The organism is Mycobacterium haemophilum DSM 44634 (assembly GCF_000340435.2).
Taxonomy (GTDB): Bacteria; Actinomycetota; Actinomycetes; order Mycobacteriales; family Mycobacteriaceae; genus Mycobacterium; species Mycobacterium haemophilum.
Window position 1 is genome coordinate 1862684 of the sequence record NZ_CP011883.2, and the last position, 25328, is coordinate 1888011.

20 protein-coding genes and 1 pseudogene are annotated in these 25328 nt (G+C 64.5%); 9 read left to right on the forward strand and 12 right to left on the reverse strand.

Going from position 1 to position 25328, the window contains the following annotated elements; all coding sequences use genetic code 11:
* Positions 1–129 precede the first annotated feature (129 nt).
* Positions 130–936, reverse strand: coding sequence for a L,D-transpeptidase (locus tag B586_RS08955; RefSeq protein WP_211141598.1), 807 nt, complete (start codon positions 934–936; stop codon positions 130–132).
* Positions 937–1216: 280 nt separating this feature from the next.
* Here B586_RS08955 and gap point away from each other — a divergent pair, with 280 nt between their 5' ends.
* From gap to ppc, 6 genes are all read left to right on the forward strand, one after another.
* On the forward strand, positions 1217–2236 hold the full coding sequence (gene gap, locus B586_RS08960; protein ID WP_047316257.1) for a type I glyceraldehyde-3-phosphate dehydrogenase: 1020 nt from the start codon (positions 1217–1219) through the stop codon (positions 2234–2236).
* A gap of 2 nt (positions 2237–2238) precedes the next feature.
* Positions 2239–3489 (forward strand): phosphoglycerate kinase, encoded by a 1251-nt coding sequence (locus B586_RS08965; RefSeq protein WP_047316256.1) that lies wholly within the window; start codon positions 2239–2241, stop codon positions 3487–3489.
* Complete coding sequence (gene tpiA, locus B586_RS08970; RefSeq protein ID WP_054880145.1) at positions 3486–4271, forward strand: triose-phosphate isomerase; 786 nt, start codon at positions 3486–3488, stop codon at positions 4269–4271. Before B586_RS08965 ends, tpiA begins: the two co-directional genes overlap by 4 nt.
* Positions 4272–4557: 286 nt before the next feature.
* The gene (locus B586_RS08975) at positions 4558–5919 is read left to right on the forward strand and encodes an HNH endonuclease signature motif containing protein (RefSeq protein ID WP_054880144.1); all 1362 of its coding nucleotides are present in this window, start codon (positions 4558–4560) and stop codon (positions 5917–5919) included.
* 329 nt (positions 5920–6248) lie between these two features.
* Positions 6249–6482, forward strand: coding sequence for a preprotein translocase subunit SecG (gene secG, locus B586_RS08980; RefSeq protein WP_047313827.1), 234 nt, complete (start codon positions 6249–6251; stop codon positions 6480–6482).
* 29 nt (positions 6483–6511) lie between these two features.
* Positions 6512–9316, forward strand: coding sequence for a phosphoenolpyruvate carboxylase (gene ppc / locus B586_RS08985; protein WP_054880143.1), 2805 nt, complete (start codon positions 6512–6514; stop codon positions 9314–9316).
* A gap of 70 nt (positions 9317–9386) precedes the next feature.
* On the opposite strand, the pseudogene B586_RS08990 reads toward ppc, so the two are convergent.
* From B586_RS08990 to tkt, 6 genes and pseudogenes are all read right to left on the reverse strand, one after another.
* Positions 9387–9578, reverse strand: a pseudogene (locus tag B586_RS08990) (ATPase); the annotation flags it as partial.
* 10 nt (positions 9579–9588) lie between these two features.
* Positions 9589–10332: a 6-phosphogluconolactonase gene (gene pgl, locus B586_RS08995; protein WP_054880142.1), complete on the reverse strand. Its 744-nt coding sequence runs from the start codon at positions 10330–10332 to the stop codon at positions 9589–9591.
* Complete coding sequence (opcA, locus tag B586_RS09000) at positions 10329–11240, reverse strand: glucose-6-phosphate dehydrogenase assembly protein OpcA (protein WP_047313830.1); 912 nt, start codon at positions 11238–11240, stop codon at positions 10329–10331. Before opcA ends, pgl begins: the two co-directional genes overlap by 4 nt.
* 111 nt (positions 11241–11351) lie before the next feature.
* A complete protein-coding gene (gene zwf / locus B586_RS09005) occupies positions 11352–12908 on the reverse strand; it encodes a glucose-6-phosphate dehydrogenase (protein WP_054880141.1) in 1557 nt (518 codons plus the stop codon).
* Positions 12905–14032: a transaldolase gene (tal, locus tag B586_RS09010; RefSeq protein ID WP_047313832.1), complete on the reverse strand. Its 1128-nt coding sequence runs from the start codon at positions 14030–14032 to the stop codon at positions 12905–12907. The genes zwf and tal overlap by 4 nt, the downstream gene beginning before the upstream one ends.
* A gap of 16 nt (positions 14033–14048) precedes the next feature.
* On the reverse strand, positions 14049–16151 hold the full coding sequence (gene tkt, locus B586_RS09015; RefSeq protein ID WP_054880140.1) for a transketolase: 2103 nt from the start codon (positions 16149–16151) through the stop codon (positions 14049–14051).
* A gap of 266 nt (positions 16152–16417) precedes the next feature.
* On the opposite strand from tkt, the gene B586_RS09020 reads away from it, so the two are divergent.
* Positions 16418–17344: a heme o synthase gene (locus tag B586_RS09020; protein WP_054880139.1), complete on the forward strand. Its 927-nt coding sequence runs from the start codon at positions 16418–16420 to the stop codon at positions 17342–17344.
* 74 nt (positions 17345–17418) lie between these two features.
* Here B586_RS09020 and B586_RS09025 read toward each other — a convergent pair whose 3' ends face one another.
* The gene (locus B586_RS09025) at positions 17419–18399 is read right to left on the reverse strand and encodes a quinone oxidoreductase family protein (protein ID WP_054880995.1); all 981 of its coding nucleotides are present in this window, start codon (positions 18397–18399) and stop codon (positions 17419–17421) included.
* Positions 18400–18418: 19 nt separating this feature from the next.
* Here B586_RS09025 and B586_RS09030 point away from each other — a divergent pair, with 19 nt between their 5' ends.
* Positions 18419–19285: an ATP-grasp domain-containing protein gene (locus tag B586_RS09030; RefSeq protein ID WP_054880138.1), complete on the forward strand. Its 867-nt coding sequence runs from the start codon at positions 18419–18421 to the stop codon at positions 19283–19285.
* On the opposite strand, the gene B586_RS09035 is transcribed toward B586_RS09030, so the two are convergent.
* Positions 19232–20227 (reverse strand): COX15/CtaA family protein, encoded by a 996-nt coding sequence (locus B586_RS09035; RefSeq protein ID WP_414738695.1) that lies wholly within the window; start codon positions 20225–20227, stop codon positions 19232–19234. The two genes, B586_RS09030 and B586_RS09035, sit on opposite strands and share 54 nt — an antisense overlap.
* 367 nt (positions 20228–20594) lie before the next feature.
* Between B586_RS09035 and B586_RS09040 the strand changes: the two genes are divergently transcribed.
* Positions 20595–21680, forward strand: a complete 1086-nt coding sequence (locus B586_RS09040; RefSeq protein WP_082607733.1) for a PPE family protein — start codon at positions 20595–20597, stop codon at positions 21678–21680.
* 24 nt (positions 21681–21704) lie between these two features.
* On the opposite strand, the gene B586_RS09045 is transcribed toward B586_RS09040, so the two are convergent.
* The 3 genes from B586_RS09045 to mptB are packed head-to-tail and all read right to left on the reverse strand — an operon-like array spanning position 21705 to position 25221.
* The gene (locus B586_RS09045; RefSeq protein ID WP_054880136.1) at positions 21705–22484 is read right to left on the reverse strand and encodes an ABC transporter permease; all 780 of its coding nucleotides are present in this window, start codon (positions 22482–22484) and stop codon (positions 21705–21707) included.
* Positions 22481–23428 carry an ABC transporter ATP-binding protein gene (locus B586_RS09050; RefSeq protein WP_047313838.1) on the reverse strand — a complete coding sequence of 316 codons (948 nt, stop codon included), beginning with the start codon at positions 23426–23428 and terminating at the stop codon, positions 22481–22483. The genes B586_RS09045 and B586_RS09050 overlap by 4 nt, the downstream gene beginning before the upstream one ends.
* Entirely contained in the window at positions 23425–25221 is a 1797-nt protein-coding gene (gene mptB / locus B586_RS09055) for a polyprenol phosphomannose-dependent alpha 1,6 mannosyltransferase MptB (protein ID WP_054880135.1), read from the reverse strand. The genes B586_RS09050 and mptB overlap by 4 nt, the downstream gene beginning before the upstream one ends.
* Positions 25222–25328: the final 107 nt, after the last annotated feature.

The following is a 25328-nucleotide window of genomic DNA, read 5'->3' on the forward strand; positions in this document are numbered from 1 at the left end:
ACCGCAAATCCAGTTCACTACGTGCTTGAACGACTGCCCGTCCTGTGCAGATCATCCACCCAGACAATGGCGCCGAATTCTAATCAGCTTTCCGTTACCGCGTCCTAGACAAAAGCGGGTTGACGACCGTTATTCCTTCACGATTACCGGGTCACCAATGTTAACCGTGTCGTAGTACCACTCTGCGTCGGCGGGGCTCAGGCTGATGCAACCGTGGCTGGTGTTATCAAACCCCATTGACTGCACCGCCCACGGAGCCGAATGGACGTAGAGGCCACGGCTGCTGATACGGACGGCGTAATCCACCGAGAGCCGGTAACCCTCGGGATCGTCGACGGGTATGCCGACACTGCTCGAATCCATAATCACCGAGCGGTTCTTGGACATGACGGTGTAGTTGCCGGCAGGCGTCGGGAATTCCGCCTTACCCATGGAGGCCGGCATCACCCCTTCTTCTCCCCAGTGGGGTCGGTGGTGGGGCGTAGGCAGTGGGGGTGGTGTCTCCGCCTCGACTCCGTCGATCGTCACCGTGAACGTGTGATCCGAGATGTCGGCAACACCGACGACGGCAGGACCCGTTTTGAAGTTGGTGGACAGGCCGCCCACCGAGAGTGCGATCGTGCTGTGCGCTGGCCAGTAGCGGTCGGGGACCCACTGCACAACGGTGCTGTCAAGCCAGTCGAACTTGCCAGTCATTGCGGGCGCCGAGTGCACTTCAATGGCACGTTCGGCCGCCTTCCGGTTAGTGACGGGCGCGCCGAACGTCACCACTACGGGGTGCGCGACGCCCACCACCGCGCCCCGCGTCGGGAGAACCGACGTGATGGCCAAGCCAGACGACTGGTTCACCGCCGCCAGGCTCGCACCCACCGGTCCTGCGACCACCGCCGCCGCAATCCCGATCACCACAAGAACACATCGAACTATCGCGCGCATTGTTCCCATCACCTGTGAGATGACCAAATGTCGTTGATGGTGGCGATCGTAGGAGCGCATGCCGCCTGAGCGGGGGAAGCACGCGCCAGTAGCTCGGTCAAGTCTCGGTCAAGTTTTGGTAGCGACTTCAGCAACCTGGGGGAGAAGCTGTCCATAACTTGGGCTAACCGTCGAGAACGCCGCTCACCCCTAACCAGCCCGGTAGCGGTTGGCTGCTACTGATCTAGGCTGGCGGCGAGCGGTTCATCAGCCGAGTGAAGACGACAAGGGAGAGAGAGCAGTGACCGTCCGCGTGGGCATTAACGGCTTCGGCCGAATCGGACGCAACTTCTACCGGGCCTTATTGGCCCAGCAGGAGCAAGGTATCGCCGACGTGCAGGTGGTCGCCGTCAACGACATCACCGACAACAGCACGCTGGCGCACCTGCTCAAATTCGACTCCATCCTGGGCCGGCTGCCGCACGACGTTAGCCTCGAGGGAGAGGACACGATCGTGGTCGGCCCCGCGAAAATCAAGGCGCTTGCGGTCCGAGAAGGTCCGACGGCGCTGCCGTGGCGTGACCTCGGCGTCGACGTCGTCGTCGAATCGACCGGCTTGTTCACCAACGCGGCCAAGGCCAAAGGGCACCTGGAAGCCGGCGCCAAGAAAGTGATCATTTCGGCACCTGCCACCGATCCCGATATCACCATCGTGCTCGGGGTCAACGACGACAAGTACGACGGCAGTCAGAACATCATCTCCAATGCCTCGTGCACGACGAACTGCCTTGCGCCGCTGGCTAAAGTGCTGCACGACGAGTTCGGCATCGTCAAGGGTTTAATGACCACCGTCCACGCCTACACCCAGGACCAGAACCTGCAGGATGGTCCGCACTCGGACCTGCGTCGCGCCCGCGCTGCCGCGCTGAACATCGTGCCGACCTCCACCGGTGCGGCTAAGGCGATTGGCCTGGTGATGCCCGAGCTCAAGGGCAAGCTTGACGGCTACGCGCTGCGGGTGCCGATCCCCACCGGCTCGGTTACCGACCTGACCGCCGACTTGTCCAAATCCGCCAGCGCCGACGAGATCAACGCAGCGTTCAAGGCCGCCGCCGAGGGCCGGCTCAAAGGCATCCTGAAGTACTACGATGCCCCGATCGTCTCCAGCGACATCGTCACCGACCCACACAGTTCGATCTTCGACTCCGGCCTCACCAAAGTGATCGACAACCAGGCCAAGGTGGTGTCTTGGTACGACAACGAGTGGGGCTACTCCAACCGTCTGGTTGATCTGATTGCACTGGTCGGCAAGTCGCTTTAGCCGTGAACATTCCTAATCTCAAAGACCTTCTTGCGGAAGGTGTTTCGGGTCGCGGCGTGCTGGTGCGCTGCGATCTGAATGTCCCGCTAGATGATGACGGCGCCATCACCGACCTCGGTCGGGTCACCGCGTCGGTGCCTACCTTGAAAGCGCTGCTCGAAGCCGGCGCCAAGGTGGTGGTTGCCGCACACCTGGGTCGTCCCAAGGGAGGACCAGACCCAAAGCTGTCGTTGGCGCCGGTCGCCGCGGCGCTCGGCGAGCAGCTGGGCCAGCACGTTCAGTTGGCCGGTGATGTGGTCGGCAGTGACGCCTTGGCCCGTGCGGAGGGGTTGACCGACGGCGACATCCTGCTGCTGGATAATATTCGCTTCGATGCACGCGAGACCAGTAAGGATGACGCGCAGCGCCTTGCACTGGCTAAGAAGCTGGCCGAGTTGGTCTGGCCGGGAGGCGCTTTCGTTTCGGACGGATTCGGTGTGGTGCATCGCAGACAGGCTTCGGTGTATGACGTCGCCACGCTGTTGCCGCACTACGCCGGCACGCTGGTCGCCGACGAGATAAGGGTGCTCGAGCAATTGACCAGCTCGACCAAACGCCCCTACGCAGTGGTGCTCGGCGGGTCGAAGGTATCCGACAAGCTCGGCGTCATCGAGTCGCTGGCGACAAAAGCTGACAGCATCGTAATCGGAGGAGGCATGTGCTTCACATTCCTTGCTGCACAGGGATTTCCGGTCGGCAGATCTCTGTTGGAAACCGAGATGATCGAGACCTGCCGTAGGCTGCTGGACACCTACGCTGATGTGCTTCGGCTGCCCATGGACATTGTGGTGACAGAGAAGTTCGCCGCCGATTCGCCGCCGCAGACCGTCGCCGCCGACGCTATCCCAGATGGATTGATGGGCCTGGATATCGGGCCGGGATCGGTCAAGCGGTTTGCTGCGTTGTTATCCAACGCCTCGACCATCTTCTGGAACGGACCGATGGGCGTGTTCGAATTCCCGGCGTACGCCGCGGGCACCAGAGGTGTCGCTGAAGCGATCGTTGCCGCGACCGGCAAGGGCGCGTTCAGTGTGGTCGGCGGCGGCGACTCCGCGGCCGCGATGCGGGTGCTCGGCCTCCCTGAGGGCAGCGTCTCGCACATCTCCACCGGCGGCGGCGCATCGTTGGAATACCTTGAAGGCAAGACGCTACCCGGGATCGAGGTACTTGGCGAGCCCCAGCCTGGTCAAAGCAAGGGAGGCGGAGACTCGTGAGCCGCAAGCCGCTCATCGCCGGCAACTGGAAGATGAACCTCAATCACTTCGAGGCGATCGCGCTGGTGCAAAAGATCGCGTTTTCATTGCCGGACAAGTACTACGACAAGGTTGACGTCACAGTCCTCCCGCCGTTCACTGACCTGCGCAGCGTGCAAACCCTGGTCGATGGCGACAAGCTGCGGTTGACCTATGGCGCCCAGGACCTTTCGCAACATGACCCGGGCGCCTACACCGGCGACATCAGCGGGGCCTTCTTGGCCAAGCTGGGCTGCAGCTTCGTGGTGGTGGGGCACTCCGAGCGGCGCACCTACCACGACGAGGATGACGCGCTGGTGGCCGCGAAAACGGCCGCGGCGCTCAAGAACAGCCTGACCCCGATCGTGTGCATCGGTGAGCACCTCGAGATCCGAGAGGCGGGCGAACACGTCAGCCACTGCCAGAACCAGCTACGCGGCTCGCTGGCCGGGCTGTCGCCCAAACAGATCGGCAACGTCGTCATCGCCTACGAACCGGTCTGGGCGATCGGCACCGGGCGGGTGGCCAGCGCGGCCGACGCCCAAGAGGTGTGCGCGGCGATCCGAAAAGAGTTGGCGTCGCTAGCCTCATCGGGGATTGCCGAAACCGTTCGGGTGCTGTACGGCGGCTCGGTGAACGCCAAAAACATCGGCGATATCGTCGCCCAGCAAGACGTCGATGGCGGCCTGGTCGGCGGAGCGTCGCTGGATGGGGAGCAATTCGCGACTCTCGCGGCGATCGCCGCCGGGGGGCCCCTTTCCTAGGAAGCCTTGGGGCTGTCATTCGATTGATCTCACGCTGGGTCAGGACCGGGGTGGGTCGCGGTTTCGGTGTCAGTGTCGGACGGCTGTTGTCTTGAGTCAAGAAGTTGGCAGGTTTTGTGGGCTCTTGTTGTCGAGGTAGGCCTGTTTGGGGGTGTGGTCGGCTAGGGCTTGGTGGGGGCGGATGGTGCCACTTTCGACCGTCTTGACTTCGACATGACACCACCTAACTCCTCAACAACAGGATGCGTTGTGGATAACGCGAGTGGATTGTGGCATGATCGAATGTATGTTCGATCAGCAGGTGGTGGCCCGGTTTGATGAGCTGTTCGAGCGACGTTATCCGTCGATGACGTCGGAGTCTGCGGTGTTGGTGGATCGGATTTGTTCATGGTCGCGGGCGGAGAATCGGGCGGCGGCGGCGCAGTTGGTGGCGATTGGTGATTTGTTTGGTTATCGGTTGGCGCGTTGTGCGGAGACCGAGGCGTGGGCGATTGACACTATGGCGGCGGTGGCTGCTGAGGTGGCCGCGGCGTTGCGGGTCAGTCAGGGGTTGGCGGCGAGCCGGTTGCGGTATGCGCGGGCGATGCGGGAGCGGTTGCCGAAGGTGGCGGCGGTGGATGGGCTGTTGGCTGTCAAGGTGGTGCGGTGGCCGTCGATGACGCGGGGCCGGCTGGCTGGCCAGGTCGACAAGATCGTGGCCAAGGCCGATGCGGATGCGGTGCGGCGGCGTACGCAGCGGCGGGTTGACCGCGAGATCTGGATCGGGGAGTGCGCCGACGGGGTCTCGGAGATTCATGGCAGTTTGTTGACTCCGGATGCGCAGGCTCTCGATACACGGTTGACTGCGTTGGCGGCCACGGTGTGTGAGCATGATCCGCGTAGTCGTGAGCAGCGTCGCGCTGATGCGGTGGGGGCGTTGGCGGCTGGTGCTGATCGGTTGGGGTGTCGGTGTGGGCGGCGCGACTGTGTGGCCGGTAAGCGGCGGGCGGCAACGTCGGTGGTGATTCATGTGATTGCCGAGCAGGCCACGATCGACGGTGGTGGCTTGGCGCCGGCTTCCCAGGTGGGTGCTGATGGGCTTATCGCGCCTGAGGTGGTTGCGGAGTTGGCCAAGTCGGCCAGGTTGGTGGCGTTGGTTCACCCGGCTGATGCGGCGCCTGAGCCGGGGTATGTGCCCTCGGCGGCGTTGGCGGATTTTGTGCGTTGTCGGGATTTGACGTGTCGCTGGCCTGGCTGTGATCGCCCGGCCATCGATTGCGACCTGGATCATACGATTCCCTACGCTGCGGGCGGGCCGACGCATGCGTCGAACTTGAAGTGCTATTGCCGCACTCATCACCTGGTGAAGACGTTCTGGGGCTGGCGTGAGCAGCAGTTGCCGGACGGGACGCTGATTTTGACTTCACCATCGGGGTGTACCTATGTGACCACCCCGGGCAGTGCGCTGCTGTTTCCGAGTTTGTGTCGGTCCACTGGCGGTATGCCGGCGCCCGAAGCCGACCCGCTGCCACAGTATTGCGGCGACCGGACCGCGATGATGCCCAAACGGCGCCGTACCCGTGCGCAAGACCGGGCCCACCGCATCGCCACCGAACGCCGACAAAATCATCACGCCCGCACCACCCCGCCAGCCGGCCCAGCCCCCTGACTGCAAGACTGTTGTAGCGATCTTCGACAGGCGCCGCGCGCGATCGGCCTGGATCACGCCAAACGGCTACACTTTGGGCAGCGAGTTGTGTTGTGCGCCAATGTAATGTGCGATTGTGCAGATAGTACGTCACCGGCCTGCTAGCGCCGTTATCCCCATTGATAGGTCGTGATGGGCAATTAAGCATCCCGTGCAATGTGCTCGGGTTCGTCTCTGCGCTCCGCGACACCGTGGTGACGATCAACTGTGACAAAGCGGTGGGCGGTATGCGCTGAGGGTTATGACACCCCTCGAGGCTCAAACCCCCTAGAGACGGTAGTCTGTCGGCCATGGAGTTGGCCCTGCAGATCACCCTGGTGGTCACCAGCATCCTCGTGGTGTTGCTGGTGCTGTTGCACCGTGCGAAGGGTGGCGGCCTGTCGACGCTGTTCGGCGGTGGCGTGCAATCCAGCCTGTCCGGGTCGACGGTGGTGGAGAAGAACCTGGACCGGTTGACGCTGTTCATCACCGGTATCTGGCTGGTATCCATCATCGGTGTAGCCCTGCTCATCAAATACCGGTAGCGCGGCTGCCCAAGTCGATACCCAGACGCATGGTTGAGGTTTCCGATGCCGTGCTGGAACCGATCGGCGCGGTCCAGCGGACTCGGCTCGGTCGCGAGGCGACCGAGCCAATGCGTGCCGACATCAGACTATTGGGCAGCATCCTCGGTGACACCGTGCGGGAGCAGAACGGCGACGAGGTATTCGACCTCGTCGAACGAGCCCGGGTGGAGTCGTTCCGGGTGCGGCGTTCTGAGATCGATCGGGCCGAGCTGGCGCGCATGTTCTCTGCTCTCGACATTCACCTGGCCATCCCGATCATCCGGGCGTTCAGCCATTTCGCACTGCTGGCCAACGTTGCTGAAGATATCCACCGGGAGCGTCGGCGCCACATCCACGCCGACGCTGGCGAGCCGCCACAGGACAGCAGCTTAGCGGCCACCTACGCGAAACTTGATCTGGCAGAGCTGGATTCGGCCACCGTGGCAGATGCCCTGATGGGCGCTGTGGTCTCGCCGGTGATCACCGCGCACCCCACCGAGACCCGTCGGCGCACCGTCTTCGTCACCCAACACCGGATCACCGAGTTGATGCGGCTGCATGCGGAGGGACACACCGAAACCGACGATGGCCGCAGCATTGAACGTGAATTGCGCCGTCAAGTTCTTACGCTGTGGCAGACGGCGCTGATCCGGTTGTCGCGGCTGCAGATCACCGACGAGATCGACGTCGGGCTGCGGTATTACCCCGCCGCGCTTTTCCAGGTGATCCCGCAGGTGAATTCCGAGGTGCGCAACGCGTTGCGTGCTCGGTGGCCCGACGCCGAGCTGCTTTCCGACCCACTTCTGCAACCCGGCTCCTGGATAGGCGGTGACCGGGACGGAAACCCGAACGTGACCGCCGACGTGGTGCGGCGCGCGACCGGCAGCGCCGCCTACACCGCGGTGGCGCACTATTTGGCCGAACTCACGCACCTCGAGCAGGAGCTGTCGATGTCGGCGCGACTGATCACCGTCACCCCCGAGCTGGCCGCGCTGGCCGCTGGCTGTCAGGACGCGGCCCGGGCCGACGAGCCATACCGGCGAGCATTGCGGGTGATCCGCGGTCGGTTGTCTGCGACCGCCGCCGACATCCTGGATCGGCAGCCACCTGACCAGCTTGACCTGGGTTTGCCACCGTATTCGGTGCCAGCCGAACTGCGGGCCGATCTGGACACCATCGAGGCCTCCCTGCGCACGCACGGCGCCGCACTATTAGCCGACGATCGGCTGGCACTGTTGCGGGAAGGCGTCGGAGTCTTCGGGTTTCACTTGTGCGGCCTGGATCTGCGGCAAAACTCCGACGTGCACGAACAGGTGGTCGCCGAGTTGTTGGCGTGGGCCGGGGTGCATCCGGACTATCGTTCGTTGCCCGAAGACCAACGAGTCGAGCTGCTGGCGGGCGAACTCGGCATCCGCCGCCCGCTAGTCGGGGACCGCGCGCAATTGTCCGAGCTGGCGCGCGGCGAGCTGGCTATCCTTGCGGCCGCCGCCCACGCCGTCAAGATCTATGGGCAGGCCGCGGTGTCTAACTACATCATCTCGATGTGCCAGTCGGTGTCGGACGTTTTGGAGGCCGCGATCCTGCTGAAGGAGGCGGGTCTGTGGGACGCCTCCGGGCCGCAGCCGTACTGCCCAGTGGGCATCTCGCCGCTGTTCGAGACGATCGACGATCTGCACAACGGGGCGGTCATTCTGCACGCGATGCTCGAACTTCCGCTATATCGAGCGCTGGTGGCCGCTCGCGGTGACTGGCAGGAAGTGATGCTCGGCTACTCCGATTCCAACAAAGACGGTGGCTATCTGACCGCCAACTGGGCGGTCTACCGCGCCGAGCTCGCCCTGGTCGACGTGGCCCGCAAAACCGGAATCCGGTTGCGGCTCTTCCATGGTCGCGGCGGCACCGTCGGACGCGGTGGCGGCCCCAGCTATCAAGCCATTCTGGCGCAACCCCCGGGGGCGGTGAACGGTTCGCTGCGTCTCACCGAGCAGGGCGAGGTCATCGCCGCCAAGTACGCCGAACCGCAGATGGCGCGACGCAATCTGGAGAGCTTGGTGGCCGCGACCCTGGAATCGACGCTACTAGATGTTGAAGGCCTTGGCGATGCGGCTGAACCCGCTTACGCCGTACTCGATGAGGTGGCCACCCTTGCGCGGCGCGCCTACACCGAATTAGTCAGCACACCGGGTTTCGTTGATTACTTCCAGGCTTCCACGCCGGTCAGTGAGATCGGGTCGTTGAACATTGGCAGCCGGCCGACATCACGCAAGCCCACCGCGTCGATCGCGGATCTGCGTGCCATCCCGTGGGTGCTGGCGTGGAGCCAGTCGCGGGTCATGCTGCCCGGCTGGTATGGCACCGGCTCGGCGTTTCAGCAGTGGATTGCGGCTGGACCCGAAAGCGAATCACAGCGGGCAGAAATACTGCACGACCTGTATCAGCGATGGCCGTTCTTTCGCAGTGTGCTGTCGAACATGGCGCAGGTACTGGCCAAAAGTGACCTGGGCCTGGCGGCCCGCTACGCCGAGTTGGTGGCCGACGAAGCCTTGCGGCGCAGGGTGTTTGACAAGATCGTCGACGAGCACCAGCGAACCATTGCCATGCACAAACTCATCACGGGTCAAGACGATCTGCTTGCCGACAACCCGGCGCTGGCGCGCTCGGTGTTCAACCGCTTCCCGTATCTGGAACCCCTAAACCACCTTCAGGTGGAGCTGTTGCGCCGCTACCGTTCAGGCGACGACGACGAACTGGTGCAGCGTGGCATCCTTTTGACGATGAACGGATTGGCCAGCGCGCTACGTAACAGCGGGTAACAGCGGCCGATAGCCGGCCGAGGCTACTGCACGGTCCGATTCCGCAGCCGGTCTAGCACACCGCGGTGCCCTCGAAGCGTTCGACCGTGCCGTTCAACCGCGGCAGCGAGCTGTTTAGTTCGTTCAGCGTTTTGCCCAGCCCATCGAGGACGTCTTCGACCTGTCCAACCGTCCGGTCGGCGTTCAGTGCGGCTTGGGGCAGAGTCCTGATCCACCGTCGCTCGGGCCCACTGCGCACGGTTCTGTCTGCCATGAGGGCCATTATGACGCCGCTAGCCAGGCAGCTTGGCTGCGGCTTGCTCGTCTAGCAGCCAGAGCGTGGTCTCCAGCCCAACAGCTCCGGCGGCCGGTATCGAGGCAGGGGGAGCCCCACCTATGGCGGCCGCCACCGCGTCGGCCTTCGCCGCCCCGGACACCAGCAGCCAGACCTCGCGGGAACGCTGAATAGCGGGAAGTGTCAAGGTGATTCGTTCTGGCGGCGGTTTCGGAGAGTCCCCGACCCCGACCACCATACGACTGGTCTCGCGCACGGCTGTGGTATCGGGGAACAGCGAGTTGATGTGGCCCTCGGGTCCCATGCCCAGCAGGTGCACATCAAAATTCGGGGTGGGATCACCGGGTGCGGCGTTGGCGGCCAGCAGCTGTTCGTAAGCCAGTGCCGCTGCTTCTAGATCGTCGCCGAATTCACCACCGCCTGCGGGCATCGGGTGCACCTGGCTGGGCGGGATGGCGATGTGGTCGAGCAACGCCACACGTGCCTGCTTCTCGTTGCGCTCGTCGTCGTCTTCGGGGACGTAGCGTTCGTCGCCCCAGAACAGGTGCACCCTAGACCAGTCGATCTGCCGTCCACGTATGGCTAAATCCCGCAGCAGTCCAATGCCGCTGCCGCCACCGGTCAGCACGATCAGTGCTCTTTCCCTGGCCGCAACGGCGGACCGGATGGTGTCGGCAAGTCGTTTGCCGGCGGCCCCGATCATGGTCTCGCTGTCTGGAAAGATCTCTACGCTGGCGCTCACAAGTACTGCACCTTCTTAATGCCTTCGAGGGCTTCGAAGTAGATCTCGTCGGGATCCAGCCGTCGCAGATCTTCGGCCAGGCACTCGCCGGTTTCCCTGCGTGCCAAGGGAACTAGTGCGTCTGGCTTCGCCGTCCGGCTCAGGGTGGCGGTCACCCCAGTCTGGGGTCGGCTTAAGACGATGGTTTCGCTATTGCGTACTAGCTCTACTTTCAGATCGCCGACTGCTCGGCGCACCGGTCCGGCGATCCGGCTGGCCAACCAGCCGGCCAGAACGTCGAGCGCTGGTTCGGTCTTTAAGCCGGAAACCAGTGCCGACTCGATCGGCTCGTGGGGTGGCAGGTCGACCGCGGAGGTCAGCAGAGCGCGCCAATAGGTGATTCGGGCCCACGCCAGGTCGGTGTCGCCGGCGGTGTAACCGGGTAGCCGGCTCTTGATGGCCGACAGCGGGTCGATACCGTTGGTGGCGTCGGTGATCCGCCGAATTGCCAACTTGCCCAGCGGGTCTTGGGCGGGCACCGCCGGGGCGATGTCCGGCCACCAGGCCACCACCGGGATGTCGGGGAGCAGGAACGGGATGACGACGCTGTGGGCGTGCCCGGAGAGAGGTCCGGACAGTCGCAGCACCACCACCTCCCCGGCGCCGGTGTCGGCGCCCACCCGCAGTTGCGCATCCAGGCGCGCTTTATCGGCGTACGGATTGCCTCTCATCGCGACGATGATCCGGCTGGGATGCTCGTGGCTGGCCCCATTGGCGGCTTCGATAGATTCCTCGAGCACGGCGTCGCTGTCCGGCGCGATGATCAGCGTAAGCACTCGACCCATCGTGACGGCGCCGATCCTTTCGCGGAGCTCGTCGAGTTTCTTATTGACCGCCGTGGTGGTGGTGTCGGGCAAATCAACGATCATTTGCGCCGCTCCTCCTCATCGCTTCGCTCTGCATCGTCGCTGGCGCGGATCATTTGCGCCGCTCCTCCTCGCCGATTTTGTCGCTACGCGCCATATCGTCGCTGGCGCGGATCATGGCCGCCGCCATTCCCGGCCGGTGCGCTGCAGCATCTCGAAGGATGATTCCGGACCCCAGGTTCCGGCCTCGTACGGATCGGGCTTGCCGTGTGTCGCCCAATAGGCGAGGGCTGGGTCAAGTATTTCCCAAGCTAATTCGACCTCCGCATTGACCGGAAACAGGGACGGCTCGCCGAGCAACACATCAAGGATCAGTCGCTCGTAGGCCTCTGGCGAATCCTCGGCGAACGCCGAGCCGTAGGAAAAGTCCATGTTGACGTCGCGGACTTCCATTGCGCTGCCCGGGACTTTGGAACCGAACCGCAAGGTGATCCCTTCGTCGGGCTGTACGCGGATGACCAAAGCGTTGGCGCCGAGCTCGTCGGTCATGGTGGCGTCGAAAGGGAGATGCGGCGCGCGTTTGAAGACCAGAGCGATTTCGGTCACCCTGCGGCCTAGTCGTTTCCCGGTTCGCAGGTAGAACGGCACGCCGGCCCAGCGCCGGGTGGCAACCTCGAGCGTGATGGCGGCGAAGGTCTCGGTGTTGGAGTCCGTGGCGAACCCGTCCTCGTCGAGCAGCCCGACCACTTTTTCGCCGCCTTGCCAGCCGGCGGCGTATTGGCCGCGACTGGTGGTCTCGTCGAACGGCTCGGCGAGATGCGTCGCCGACAGCACCTTGATCTTCTCCGCCTGCAACGCAGCCGGATTGAAGCTGACCGGCTCTTCCATCGCGGTCAACGCCAGCAGTTGCATCAGATGGTTCTGGATGACATCACGGGCCGCACCGATGCCGTCGTAGTAACCGGCCCGGCCACCAAGTCCGATGTCTTCGGCCATGGTGACCTGCACGTGGTCGACGTAGTGCGCGTTCCAGATCGGATCCCACAGTTGATTGGCGAACCGAAGCGCCAAGATGTTCTGCACCGTCTCTTTGCCCAGGTAATGGTCGATGCGGAAAACAGCTTCCTCCGGGAAGACTGCATTGACCGACCTGTTCAGGTCGCGTGCACTGTCCAGATCGTGGCCGAACGGTTTCTCGATAACAACCCGGCTCCAGCTGCCGTTTTGTGGGCGGGCCAATCCGGACTTATGCAGCTGGTCGCAGACCACCGGGAAAGATTTGGGCGGGATCGCCAGGTAGAACGCGTGATTGCCGCCGGTGCTGCGTTCGGCGTCCAGCTTGTCCAGGGTCTCTGCGAGCCGAGCGAAAGCATCGTCGTCGTCGAAAGAGCCTGATACAAACCGGAATCCCTCGGCTAGCCTGTCCCAGTTCGCCTGCCGAAATGGCGTCCGGCAGTGCTCCTTGACAGCGTTGTAGACGACGTCGCCGAAATCCTGGGTGCTCCAATCTCGGCGGGCGAAGCCCACCATGGAAAACGTGGGTGGTAACAGGCCCCGGTTGGCCAGATCGTAGACCGCCGGCATCACTTTCTTGCGGGCCAGGTCACCGGTGACCCCGAAAATCACCATCGCGCACGGGCCGGCGATTCTGGGTAGCCGCTTATCCTCCTTGTCCCGTAACGGGTTCTGCCACTGCGCGGCGGTGGAGGTGCGTGCGGCGGCTGGGCTCATTTGGCTACGGAGTCCAGCTGCGCCTGAGTCTCCTTGAGCAGCTCGTTCCAGGATTCCACAAACTTCTGCACGCCTTCATGTTCTAGTACAGCGAACACATCGGTCAGATCGATCCCGACCGCCGCTAGCGAGTCGAACACCTTTTGGGCGGCCGAAGCGGTGCCGCTGATCGTGTCACCGCGGATCACACCGTGATCAGCGACGGCATCAATCGTCTTCTCCGGCATGGTATTTACTGTGTTTGGAGCGACCAATTCGGTGACGTACAGGGTGTCGGCGTAATCGGGGTTCTTGACACCGGTCGACGCCCACAGCGGGCGCTGGACCCGGGCGCCGTGGGCCATGAGTGCCTGGTAGCGCTGGCCGCCTTCGAAGGCCTGCTGGTAGGCCGCGTAGGCCAATCGGGCGTTGGCGACTCCGGCCTGGCCGCGCAGCGCGAGCGCCTGCTCGGAACCAAGTTCTTCCAGTCGCTTGTCGACTTCGGTGTCCACGCGGGAGACGAAAAACGATGCCACCGAGATGATCTTGGACAGGTCGTGTCCAGCTTTGGCGGCTTTTTCGATCCCGGCCAGGTAGGCGTCAATCACCTCGCGATGCCGCTGCACGGAGAAGATCAGTGTGACGTTAACCGAAATCCCTTCCGCTAGAACGGCGGTGATCGCCGGTAGTCCAGCCTTGGTCGCCGGGATCTTGATGAACAAGTTTGGGCGGTCGACGATTTTCCATAGCTCGACGGCCTGCGCGATGGTCTTGTCGGTGTCATGCGCTAGACGGGGATCGACTTCGATCGAGACCCGGCCATCTTTTCCGTGGGAAGCCTCCCACTCACGCGCTAACACGTCGCATGCGTTACGCACGTCGTCGGTGGTGACGGTGCGGACGGTGGCATCCACGTCGGCGCCGCGCTCGGCCAGCTCGGCGATCTGGGCGTCGTAGGCGTGGCCGTCTGCGAATGCCTTCTGGAAGATGGACGGGTTGGTGGTCACGCCAACGACGCTCTTGGTATCAATCAGCTCCTGCAGGTTGCCCGACTGCAACCGGTCTCGCGACAAGTCGTCCAACCAGACGGACACGCCGGCAGCACTCAATGCGGCGAGGTTGGGGTTCTGAGTTTGTGAAGTCATCTCCGATCGCCCTTTCTCAGTTGTCCACTACCTGTTCCGCTGCGGCAACCACGGCCTCCGGCGTGAAGCCGTACTCACGGAACAAAGTCTGGTAATCCGCGGATTCGCCGTAATGCTCGATGGATACGATCTTGCCGGTATCGCCGACCAGCTTGTGCCAGCACTGCGCGACGCCGGCTTCGACGGCCACTCGGGCCGACACCGACGGGGGTAACACGCTGTCGCGATACTCGTATGGCTGGGACTCGAACCATTCCACACACGGCATCGACACCACCCGCGCGATGATGTCTTTGTCCGCCAACAACTTCTGCGCCGCGACGGCGAGTTGGACCTCGGAGCCGGTGGCGATCAAAATAACGTCGGGTTCCTCAGCTTCGGGGCCGCCGTCCTCGTCGCCGAGGATGTAGCCGCCTCGGGCGACGCCTTCGGGGTTGGTGCCTTCCAGCACCGGCACACCTTGGCGGGTCAGGATCAGCCCAACCGGACCGCTGCCGGCGCCGCGTGCCAAGATCGTGCGCCAGGCGTATGCCGTCTCGTTGGCATCGGCGGGACGGACCACCGACAGTCGAGGGATCGCACGCAACGCCGCGAGGTGTTCGATGGGCTGATGGGTGGGGCCGTCCTCGCCGAGTCCGATCGAATCGTGCGTCCACACGTAGATCGTGTCGATATCCATCAACGACGCCAGCCGCACCGACGGGCGCATGTAGTCGGAGAACTGCAGGAAGGTGCCACCGTAGGCGCGGGTGGGGCCGTGCAGCACGATGCCGGACAGGATGGCGCCCATCGCATGTTCGCGAACACCGAAATGCAAGGTGCGGCCATACCAGTGGGCGGTATATTCGTCGGTCGAAATCGACGGCGGCCCAAAGGAATCGGCGTCTTTCATGGTGGTGTTGTTGCTGCCTGCTAGATCGGCCGACCCGCCCCACAACTCCGGCAGCTTCGGTCCTACCGCGGATAGCACCGCACCAGACGCGGCGCGGGTGGCCAACCCCTTGGACCCCGGCTCCCAGTGCGGCAGGTCAGCGTCCCAGCCGTCGGGCAGCTGCTGGGCGAGCAACCGATCCAACAGTGCCTTGCGCTCGGGCTCGCGCTGCGCCCACGCGTCGAATTCCAGTTGCCAGCGTTCGTGGGCTTGTTTGCCGCGGGCCACTAGTCCGCGGGTGTGGGTAATGACGTCCTCGCGGACCTCAAAGGTCTTGTGGGGATCGAACCCAAGGATTCGCTTAGTGGCCGCCACCTCGTCGTCGCCGAGAGCCGCACCGTGCGCCTTGCCGGTGTTCATCAAGGTCGGCGCGGGATAACCGATGATGGTGCGCAGCGAGATGAACGACGGCCGGTCGGTGGCGGCTTTCGCGTTGGCGATGGCTTCCTCAATGCCGACAACGTTCTCGCCGCCTTCGACCTCTTGTACGTGCCAGCCGTAGGCCCGGTAGCGGGCGGCGGTGTCCTCGCACAGCGCAATGTTGGTGTCGTCTTCGATCGAGATCTGGTTGTGGTCGTAGAACACGATGAGGTTGCCGAGCTGCTGGACTGCGGCCAGCGACGACGCTTCCGATGTCACCCCTTCTTCGATGTCCCCATCGGAGGCGATCACGTAGATGTAGTGGTCGAATGGGCTGGTTCCGGGCGCCGCGTCGGGGTCGAACAGGCCACGCTCGTAACGCGATGCCATCGCCATTCCGACCGCCGACGCCAAGCCTTGGCCGAGCGGGCCGGTGGTGATCTCAACACCCTTGGTGTGCCGGAACTCTGGGTGCCCAGGAGTCTTGGATCCCCAGGTGCGAAGCGATTCGATGTCAGACAGTTCCAGACCGAAGCCGCCGAGGTAGAGCTGCAGATACAGGGTCAGGCTGCTGTGCCCGGCCGACAGCACGAACCGGTCACGACCCAGCCATGCGGTGTCATTGGGATCGTGGCGCAGCGTGCGCTGGAACAAGGTGTAGGCCAGCGGGGCCAGGCTCATCGCCGTCCCTGGGTGCCCGTTGCCTACTTTTTGGACCGCGTCGGCGGCCAGCACCCTGATGGTGTCGACCGCAGCCGAATCGATCTCGGTCCAGTCGTCGGGGTGGCGCGGTCGGGTCAGCGTGGAGATCTCGTCGAGTGTGGTCACGAATCAGTCCTTGGGTCAGTCGTCAGGTCATCCAACTGATCAATCTCACCCTAGTGCGGGAGTGCGGGCTTCTGCAGGGCCCGGTTTCCGGGTGCCCACGGCCCGCTGCGGTGCATCTAGCGTGCGCCCGCTCGCGCTTTGCAATCTGGCCCGCAATCTGGGAAAAATCTGCGTGAAGGACCCTGCGGGCTGTTGGCGGCGGGCATGCGGTCTACCATCGTGCGTAGTAGAAGCTGCGCGCTGCTGCGATCCCGAGGAGTTAATGCGTGAGCGTTCGGTGGCGCGTTGCGCCACTTGGAGTACAGGGCCGAGTGCCAAGCCGAGTGTTGGCATACCTGGCGTTGACCAAGCCGCGTGTTATCGAGCTGCTTTTGGTCACCGCCATACCTGCGATGCTGCTCGCCGACCGCGGCAGCGCGAATCCGCTGTTGATCCTCAACACGCTGGTTGGCGGGATATTGGCCGCTGCAGGTGCCAACACGCTCAACTGTGTGGCCGACGCCGATATCGACAAGCTGATGAAGCGGACTGCCCGGCGGCCGCTGGCGCGGGCGGCGGTGCCCCCCCGAAATGCGTTGGCGCTCGGGCTGGCGTTGACTGCGGGTTCGTTCTTCTGGCTGCGGTGGACGACCAATCTGCTGTCGGGACTGCTGGCGCTCGCCACCGTCGCGTTCTATGTGTTCGTATACACGCTGTTACTCAAGCGCCGGACGTCGCAAAACGTCGTGTGGGGCGGTGCGGCCGGGTGTATGCCGGTGATGATTGGTTGGTCGGCGATCACCGGCACTATCGGCTGGCCGGCATTGGCGATGTTCGCCATCATCTTCTTTTGGACTCCGCCGCACACCTGGGCATTGGCGATGCGATACAAGGACGACTACAAGGTGGCCGGCGTCCCGATGCTGCCGGCCGTGGCGACCGAGCGTCACGTCACCAAACAGATCTTGATCTATAGCTGGCTCACCGTGTTGTCGACGCTGGTGCTGACACTGGCGACAGGATGGCTGTACGCGGCGGTAGCCGTCGTTGCCGGGGCATGGTTCTTAACGATGGCGCATCAGCTCTACGCTGGGGTCTGTGCCGGCGAACCGGTCAAGCCGCTGCGGCTGTTCCTGCAATCGAACAACTACCTGGCGGTGGTGTTCTGCGCGTTAGCCGTCGACTCAGTGCTCGCGCTGCCGACACTATTCTAGTTTGTCGTGAAAGTGCGACTGCCGACGGCGTTTCTCGGAAAGTGGGTTGCCAGTTGCACTCTCGCGGGTTCGCCCTATGGCAGCAGTACGACCGAGCCGACAGTCTTGCGGCCTTGCAGGTCTTTGTGGGCGCGGGCGGCGTCGGACAGCGGGTAGCGTCCGCCGACCTCGACGGTGACGGCGCCGCTGCCGATCGCGTCGAACAGCTCGGCGGCCCGCCAGCTGAATTCCTCGCCGGTGCGGATGAAATGAGCCAGCGTCGGCCGAGTGAGATAGACCGAGCCGGCAGCGTTGAGGCGCTGCGGATCGACAGGCGGAACGGGTCCGCTGGCGGCACCGAACAGTGCCAGTGTCCCGCGGGTGGCCAGGCTGGCCAGGCTGGCGTCAAAGGTGGTGGCGCCTACGCCGTCATACACCGCTGCCACACCGGCACCTTCGGTGAGTGCCCGAACCTGCCCGCCGAATTGGGCGGCGTCCTCGGGGTAGGAGAGCACCTCGTCGGCGCCGGCCTCCTTGGACAGTCGTGCTTTGTCCGCATTCGAGACGGTGGTGATGACCCGCACCCCGAGATGAGTGGCCCACTGGGTCAAGATCAAACCGACGCCGCCGGCGCCGGCGTGCACCAGCACGGTGTCGCCGCGTTGCACCGGATACACCGACTTCAGCAGGTAGTGGGCGGTCAAGCCCTTTAGTAGTACCGACGCGGCCGCCTCAGAAGTTACTCTGTCTGGCACTTTGGCGGTCAAAAATGCTGGTGCAGTGGAGAATTCGGCGTAGCCGCCGTTAGCCGTGGCAGTGACCACCCGGTCGCCCACACCGATACCGTTGCTGTCGGCGCCCTCTCCAGCAGCAACGACGGTGCCGCACACCTCAGAGCCGAGGATGAACGGCACTGGCCGTGGGTATTGTCCCGAGCGGAAATAGGTGTCGATGAAGTTGACGCCGATGGCTTCGGCTTTAATCAGCAGCTCGCCATGGCTTGGGCTGGGTTGCGGCTTGTCGACGTAGCGCAGGACTTCAGGACCGCCGGTTTCGACGACTTCGATTGCGTGCATCTGGTTATCATGCCCGGGCATGAAGCTCGCGCGGCCCGACCTCTTCCATCCCCGTATCGTGTTGGCGGGTTCCCGCCAGCAGCCCAGCGGTGACGGCGACGATGCCGGGCTGGTTGCGGCGCTGCGACGCCGCGGTCTGCACGCTCGTTGGTTGCCCTGGGACGATCCCGAGGCCGGCAGCGTGGACCTGCTGATTCTGCGGGCTACCCACGACTACGCCGGGCGGCTCGACGAGTTTCTGGCCTGGACCACCGACGTGCCCAACCTGCTGAACGCGCCCGCCGTCGTCGCGTGGAATGTCGGCCGGCGGTATTTGGCCGACCTAGCCGATCGAGGGGTGCCGACGCTGCCAGGGCAGGTGTTTGCGCCGGGTGAGCCGCTGCGGTTGCCCCGTGTCGGCCCTGTTTTCGTCGGCCCGACCGTCGGTACCGGCGCACGGCGGTGCAACGCCCGGTCGGCGGCGGCTGCCTACGCGGCCGAACTGCACGAGGGTGGCCGGAGCGTTCTCGTGCAGCCGGGCGGGTCGGGCGAAGAAACGGTATTGATCTTCATCGGCGGTGCGCCGTCGCATGCGTTTATCAAGCAGGACACCCTGATTCAGGCCGAGCCCGACTTCGAAATTTGGGATATCGGCGCCGCCGCGCTAGCGGCTGCGGCCGCCGAGGTGAGCATCGACGTGGGCGAGGTGCTCTACGCGCGCGCCCACGTGGTCGGTGATCGCCGGGAGCCTCGGTTGCTGGAATTGCAGCTGGTCGAGCCGTCGCTGGGCTGGCAACGATTGGACGCCGCCACCCGCGACCATGCCCAACACGAGTTCGCGTTGGGCGTGGAGTCAGCGTGCGAGCGCCTCGGGCTTGGCTCGTTCCGGCAACCGGGTTCGCATTGAGGCCCATAGCGCCGCGGTGGCCGCGGTGCACGCCGCAGCGCCGGCCACATGGACTGCGACCAGGGCGGCAGGCACCCCGGTGAAGTATTGCGTGGTGCCAACAGCGGCTTGCGCGCAAACCAGAGCGAGCAACACGGCGAGCCGCACCAGGATGGCCCGGGTGGCGCCGACCGCCCACAGTCCGAAGCCCAACCCAACCAGCAGTGCGAGGTAGGCGACCAGCAACGACGAATGCAGGTGCACCAAGGTGGTGATCTCGACTCTGAGCCGCGGAACCGTCCGGCTGGGACTGCGGTCTCCCGCGTGCGGGCCGGCAGCCGTCACCAACGTGCCGGTCACCAGCACCACGGCCAGATTCACTGCGGTCAGGGCCGTCAGCGCGCGCAGCGGCCGGGTTACCCGCTCATGGGCAATTTCAGCCCCGCCGTTATCGGGCTGACCGACCTTGACATAGAGCAACACCGCCAGCCACACCATGGTCATCGATGTCAGTAGATGGATGGCGACCGTCCACCACAGCAGCCCGGTAAGCACCGTGATGCCGCCGATGACCGCCTGCAGCACCGTCGAGATCGGCATCAGCCACGCGTAGACCAGAACTTCGGTGCGCCGTCGCGCCCGGGTAACGGCCAAAACGGCCAGCGCCGCGGCGATGACCACCGCGATGCTGACCATCCGGTTACCGAACTCGACTGCCTGGTGGACCCGCGGCACCTCGGCGATGGCGACCGGGGTGAAGCTGCCCGGAAAACACTGCGGCCAGGTGGGACAACCCAGCCCGGACGCCGTGACGCGAACGATTGCGCCGGTGACGGCGATACCGCCCTGGGTGAGGATGACGGTCGCGGCAATGATCCGCTGGACACGCAGAGCGGGGTTGGGCAGCAGGTCGACTAACCGCAACAGGACTCGTCCGACAGGCACCGCCCGATCGTAAGGCAATGAAAACTACACCCGGTAGTAGGGGATTAGCACGGGTGACGGTGTGTGCACTTTGCATCACTGTGGGTGTTCCACTGCGCTGTCTTGGGGGAATTTAACCTTTCGGCCGCGCTGGTGCGTGCATTGTGCACCATTGCGGTTCTTCGGCTGCGGTGGTTTGGGTGAATTTGCCCTGTTGCGGCCGTCGCGCAACGGTCACCATTTGCTGCAGTTTGGCACCAACAACGCAATTCGATGTGCGTAGCGCAGGCGCTGATGCGTTGGTTGACGAGAGCTCAGCCGCGGTTGCTCGGTGAATACCTGGTGGAGAGGTTGTGAACGTGACGCTGCGGGTGATCCGGTGTCGTTGCAGACCGCGGTGGGGTTTATGACGGCGCTGGTTTGGATTGCTTTGCCGCCGGAGGTGCATTCGACGATGCTGAGTGCTGGCCCGGGCACTGCTCCGCTGCTGTCGGCAGCTGAGGCCTGGACCGCTCTGAGCGCCGAATACGCCTCGGCAGCAGGAGAACTCGCCGCGGTTCTGGATGCGGTGCAGGCTGGGGCGTGGCAGGGCCCCAGCGCGGAGAGTTATGTGGCCGCCCACGTGCCTTATCTGGTCTGGTTGACCCAGGCCAGTGCCGATAGCGCGAAGGCGGCCGCCCAGCACGAGGCCGCTGCGGGCGCGTATGTGAGCGCGTTGGCGGCGATGCCGACGTTGGCGGAGTTGGCCGCCAACCACGCCGCGCACGCGGTGTTGGTGGCGACGAATTTCTTTGGGATCAACACGATCCCGATCGCGCTTAATGAGGCCGAGTATGTGTGGCTATGGATCCGAGCCGCCACCACCATGAGCGTCTACGATGCCGTAGCGCGTACGGCGGTGGCCTCGACGCCGCACACCATGCAGGCACCAGTCATCATCAGACCTGGTGTCGGTGCGGCTGGCGACGCCGTAGCTACCACAGCGGGGAGCGCTCCGGGTTTCGACCCGGTGTGGTGGATCTTGCTCTTGCAAGTTGTCGTCAAGGCTTTGCTGTTGACTGCAGTGTTCGCGAGTCTGCTTTTGCTGTTCCTAGGCGGGTCTGTGCTGTTGGTGGGCGCGTCATTGTTTATCTTGCTGAGTCTGCTGCTGGGCATAGTGGCGATAGCCGCAATGGGCCTTGCGGGACTGCTTTTGATTGGCGGTAGCCTGTTGGCCGCGCCGGCCATTGGTCCTGTGTTGGGCGCGCTGGGCACCGCCTCGGCGATCGCGCTACCACTGGGCATCGGCGGGCATTTAAACAGCCAGCCGGGCGCGCAGCTCGCCGACGACGTATGCCGAGGCGCAGGCGCGCTGGCGTTTGCTGGGACCGGAGTGAAGGAGACGGTTGTGCAGCCGGCCGGATTGCACACGTTGAGTGGCGACGGATTCGGTGCTGGTCCGCGGGTGCCGATGCTGCCCGGTACCTGGGAGCCGGATTGCTTGGTGCAGTGAGCTAAAGGCGAACCCACCGCGATATCAGGTGAACCGGAACCAGCGCAGCGCGGCGAGCGCCGCCAGCGTGCCCCAAGCCGTCAGGACGACGAGCCCGAACCAGTCCACCGACAGGGTCATCGCCTGCGACAGCGCCTCGGTGAGTGCGCCCGAGGGGGTTAGCCGGGCCGCCCACTTGACCGCTGCCGGGATCATGTTCGTCTCCAGGGTCAGCGCGCCAAACCCGGCGAACACGAACCACATCAGGTTGGCGACCGCGAGGACGATCTCGGCCCGCAAGGTGCCGCCGAGCAGCAGGCCGAGCGCCGCGAAGCCCGCGGTGCCCAGCGCGATGATCGCCGCGCCTAGCGCCAAGCATGCCAGCGTCGGTCGCCAACCCAGCCCAATGCCGATGGTGCCCAAGATGATTGCCTGCAAGAACACAACGGCGACGACCGCCAGGGACTTGCCGGCGATGATTCCCCAAACCGGTAGCGGGGTGGCTCCGAGTCTTTTGAGTGCGCCGTAGCGACGATCGAAAGCAACCGCGATGGCCTGCCCGGTGAAGGCGGTCGAGATCACTGCCAGCGCCATGATGACCGGGACAAACGTGGCAGCGCGGTGCTGGCCGAAGGAGCCGAGCGGCAGCAGCGTGAGCCCGACCAGCAGGGTGATCGGGATGAACATGGTCAGCAGCAGTTGCTCGCCGTTGCGCAGCAGCAGCTTCAACTCCAGCGTGAACTGTGCGGCCACCATCCGGGGCACGGCATTGGGGCGTGGCTCGGGGGTGAAGGTGCCTGGTGGGAACGTCGGACCGGTTGTCATCGCAACTTCCTGCCGGTGAGATCCAGGAACACGTCTTCAAGGCTGCGTTGCTCGACCCGCATATCGGTGGCCAGCACATCGATTTGCGCGCACCAGGCCGTGACGGTCGCCAGCACCTGCGGGTCGATGGGGCCTTCGACCAAGTACTCGCCCGGAGTCAGCTCCGTGGCCTTGTAGTCCTCCGGCAGCGCGGACGTCAGTAGCGACAAGTCCAGCCGCGGCGGCGCACTAAACCGCAGCTGGTCTTTGGCGCCGGTGCGCATCAGTTCGGTCGGTGTGCCGGCGGCCACCATGCGCCCGTGGTCAATGATGACCAGCCGGTCGGCGAGTTCCTCAGCCTCTTTGAGTTGGTGGGTGGTCAGCACCACCGTCACGCCGTCTCGGCGCAGCGCGTCGATCAACTCCCACACCAGCAGCCTGGCGTGCGCATCCATGCCCGCGGTGGGCTCGTCCAGGAACACCAGTTCCGGACGGCCGACCAACGCGCAGGCCAAGGCAAGCCGTTGCTGCTGGCCGCCGGACAGCCGCCGGTAGGTGGTACGGGCAGCATCGGTGAGGCCCAAGGTTTCTAGCAGCCACTCCGGGTCCAGCGGGTCGGCGGAGTAGGAGGCCACCAGGCTGAGCATTTCTCCCGCGCGGGCCGCCGGGTAACCGCCCCCGCCCTGCAACATCACGCCGATACGGGCGCGCAGACGTGCGTTGTCGGTGATCGGGTCCAGGCCTAGCACCTCAATCGTGCCGGCATCTGGGCGTACGAAGCCCTCGCACATCTCGACCGTCGTCGTCTTGCCGGCGCCGTTGGGACCCAGCAGGGCCAGCACCTCGGCGGCATGGACGTCCAGATCGAGGTTCGATACCGCCGATATGGACCCGTAGTGCTTGCACACGCCGCGCAGCCGGACGACGACTTCGGGGTTTTTGGGGACCGTGCAGGCCGAGCTCACGTCGAGTCAGCGTAGGCGTCGGGCGCGGCGGTCGGCCGCCGGGTCGCAGCGGACTCGGAGTTCTGCGAGGTCCCCGGGTCCGGCGTTGCCATATTCACCGATTGTTGATCGAGTTCACGGCTCTCGGCTGGGACCGTCTGGAGTGGTCGCCACGGTAAGCGGGTGTAGGTCAGCGCAATGAGCACCAACACGATGATGGTGCTGGCTACGGTGGCATCCACAATTTGGAACAACGCGAAGCGGTCACCGTTGGCTGTCGGGCCGAAGACGCCCACGACGATGGTGACGGCGATTGCAGCCACTCGGAAGCCGGTGCGGGTCGCCCAGGCGGCCAGCGGAATGATGGCCCATAGCAGATACCAGGGCTGCACGACGGGAAACAGCAGCACTGTGACGCCCAGCGCGACGCCGAGGCCGCCGATCGGATGCAGCCGGCCGCGGAACACGGCCAGCAACAGCCAACAGACCATGACCATGATGATCAGTACGCCGATGCCGCGGGTCAACGACAGCACTGCAGTGGTGTGATCCCCCAGACCCAGCAGAATGCCCACGTGCCCGGTGCCGAGAGCTAGCAGCGTCGGCGGTGACATCCAGCTGCGCACCACGTTTGCGGTGCCCAGCGTGTAGATCCAGCCAAACCCCAGCCCACTGGCCCAGCCAACGATGCCCATCGCGGCCAGCGACAACCCTGCCATCCCCAAGCTGACCAGTAGCAGCGCTTTCGGGGTGCTGCCAAGGCGGTAGGCCAGCGCCATCGCGACGAATCCCAGCGCCAGCAGTGAGGGCAACTTCACTTGTGACGACAGCACGATCAGGATCGAACCGGCCAGCAACATGCCCAGCGGCTCCCAATTCGAGCCGAATCGGATTGCCTGGCTCGCCCGAGTGCCGCGGCGCCGCCCGCCGGTGCCTCCACCTCGCCGGGACGTGGGCATCAGTCGCGTTGTGGACGATAAACCGATGCCACGCAGCGCGAATTCGGCCCCGGTGAGCATCAGCCCGAGCATCAGTGCCTCGTTGTGGATGCCGGCGACGAGATGCATGATCAGCAGCGGATTGGCCGCACCTAGCCACAGCGCGCTGACCTCGGCGACGCCGCAGCGTCGGGCCAGCCGCGGGGTTGCCCACACGATCAGACCGACGCCGATTAACACCACCAACCGGTGGCAGAGCACCGCGGCGACGATGTTGTCTCCGGTCAGCGCCGAGATTCCGCGCCCTATCCACAAAAACAGTGGGCCGTAGGGCGCTGGTGTTTCCCGCCAGAGGCTGGGCACCGAAAGTGTGAACACCTGGCCGAGTCCCAGTGCGGACGCCGGACCCACCCGGTAAGGGTCAAGTCCCTGTAGGGAGATCTGGCTCTGCGCCAGGTAGGAGTAGACATCCTTGCTGTACATCGGTGGTGCAATCAACAGCGGCAGCGTCCACAGCAACAGGGTGCGGTCCAGCTCGCCGCGCGACATTCGCCTCTTGCCCAGCGCGAACCGGCCGAGCATCAACCAGGCCAGCGCCATCATGACTGCCCCGGTGGTAGTCATCGTCAACGAGACCGTCTGGATTCGCGACGGCAGATTAAGCAGCCGGACCCCGAACGTGGGGTCCTGGATGACGGGCCTGGCCCCGGCTCCGAGCGCGCCAATCGCCATCAAGATGGTGCCGGTGGCCCCGAACAAGCGGGTGCGCTGCAGTGCGGTGAGGTCGGTATCGTTCAGCGGCGAGCCCACCGCCTGCTCGTCACCGTGCAAACTGGCGATCGACGAGCTCAGCGTGTGGTGGCGGCGGGCTGCCATCAGAGCAGCGTAGCCCCGGCGACGAGGCGGGCCGCGGAACGCGGGCCGTTGAGGAGTGGGGCCATTGGGTGTAGCCCCGGCGACGAGGCGGGCCGCGGAACGCGGGC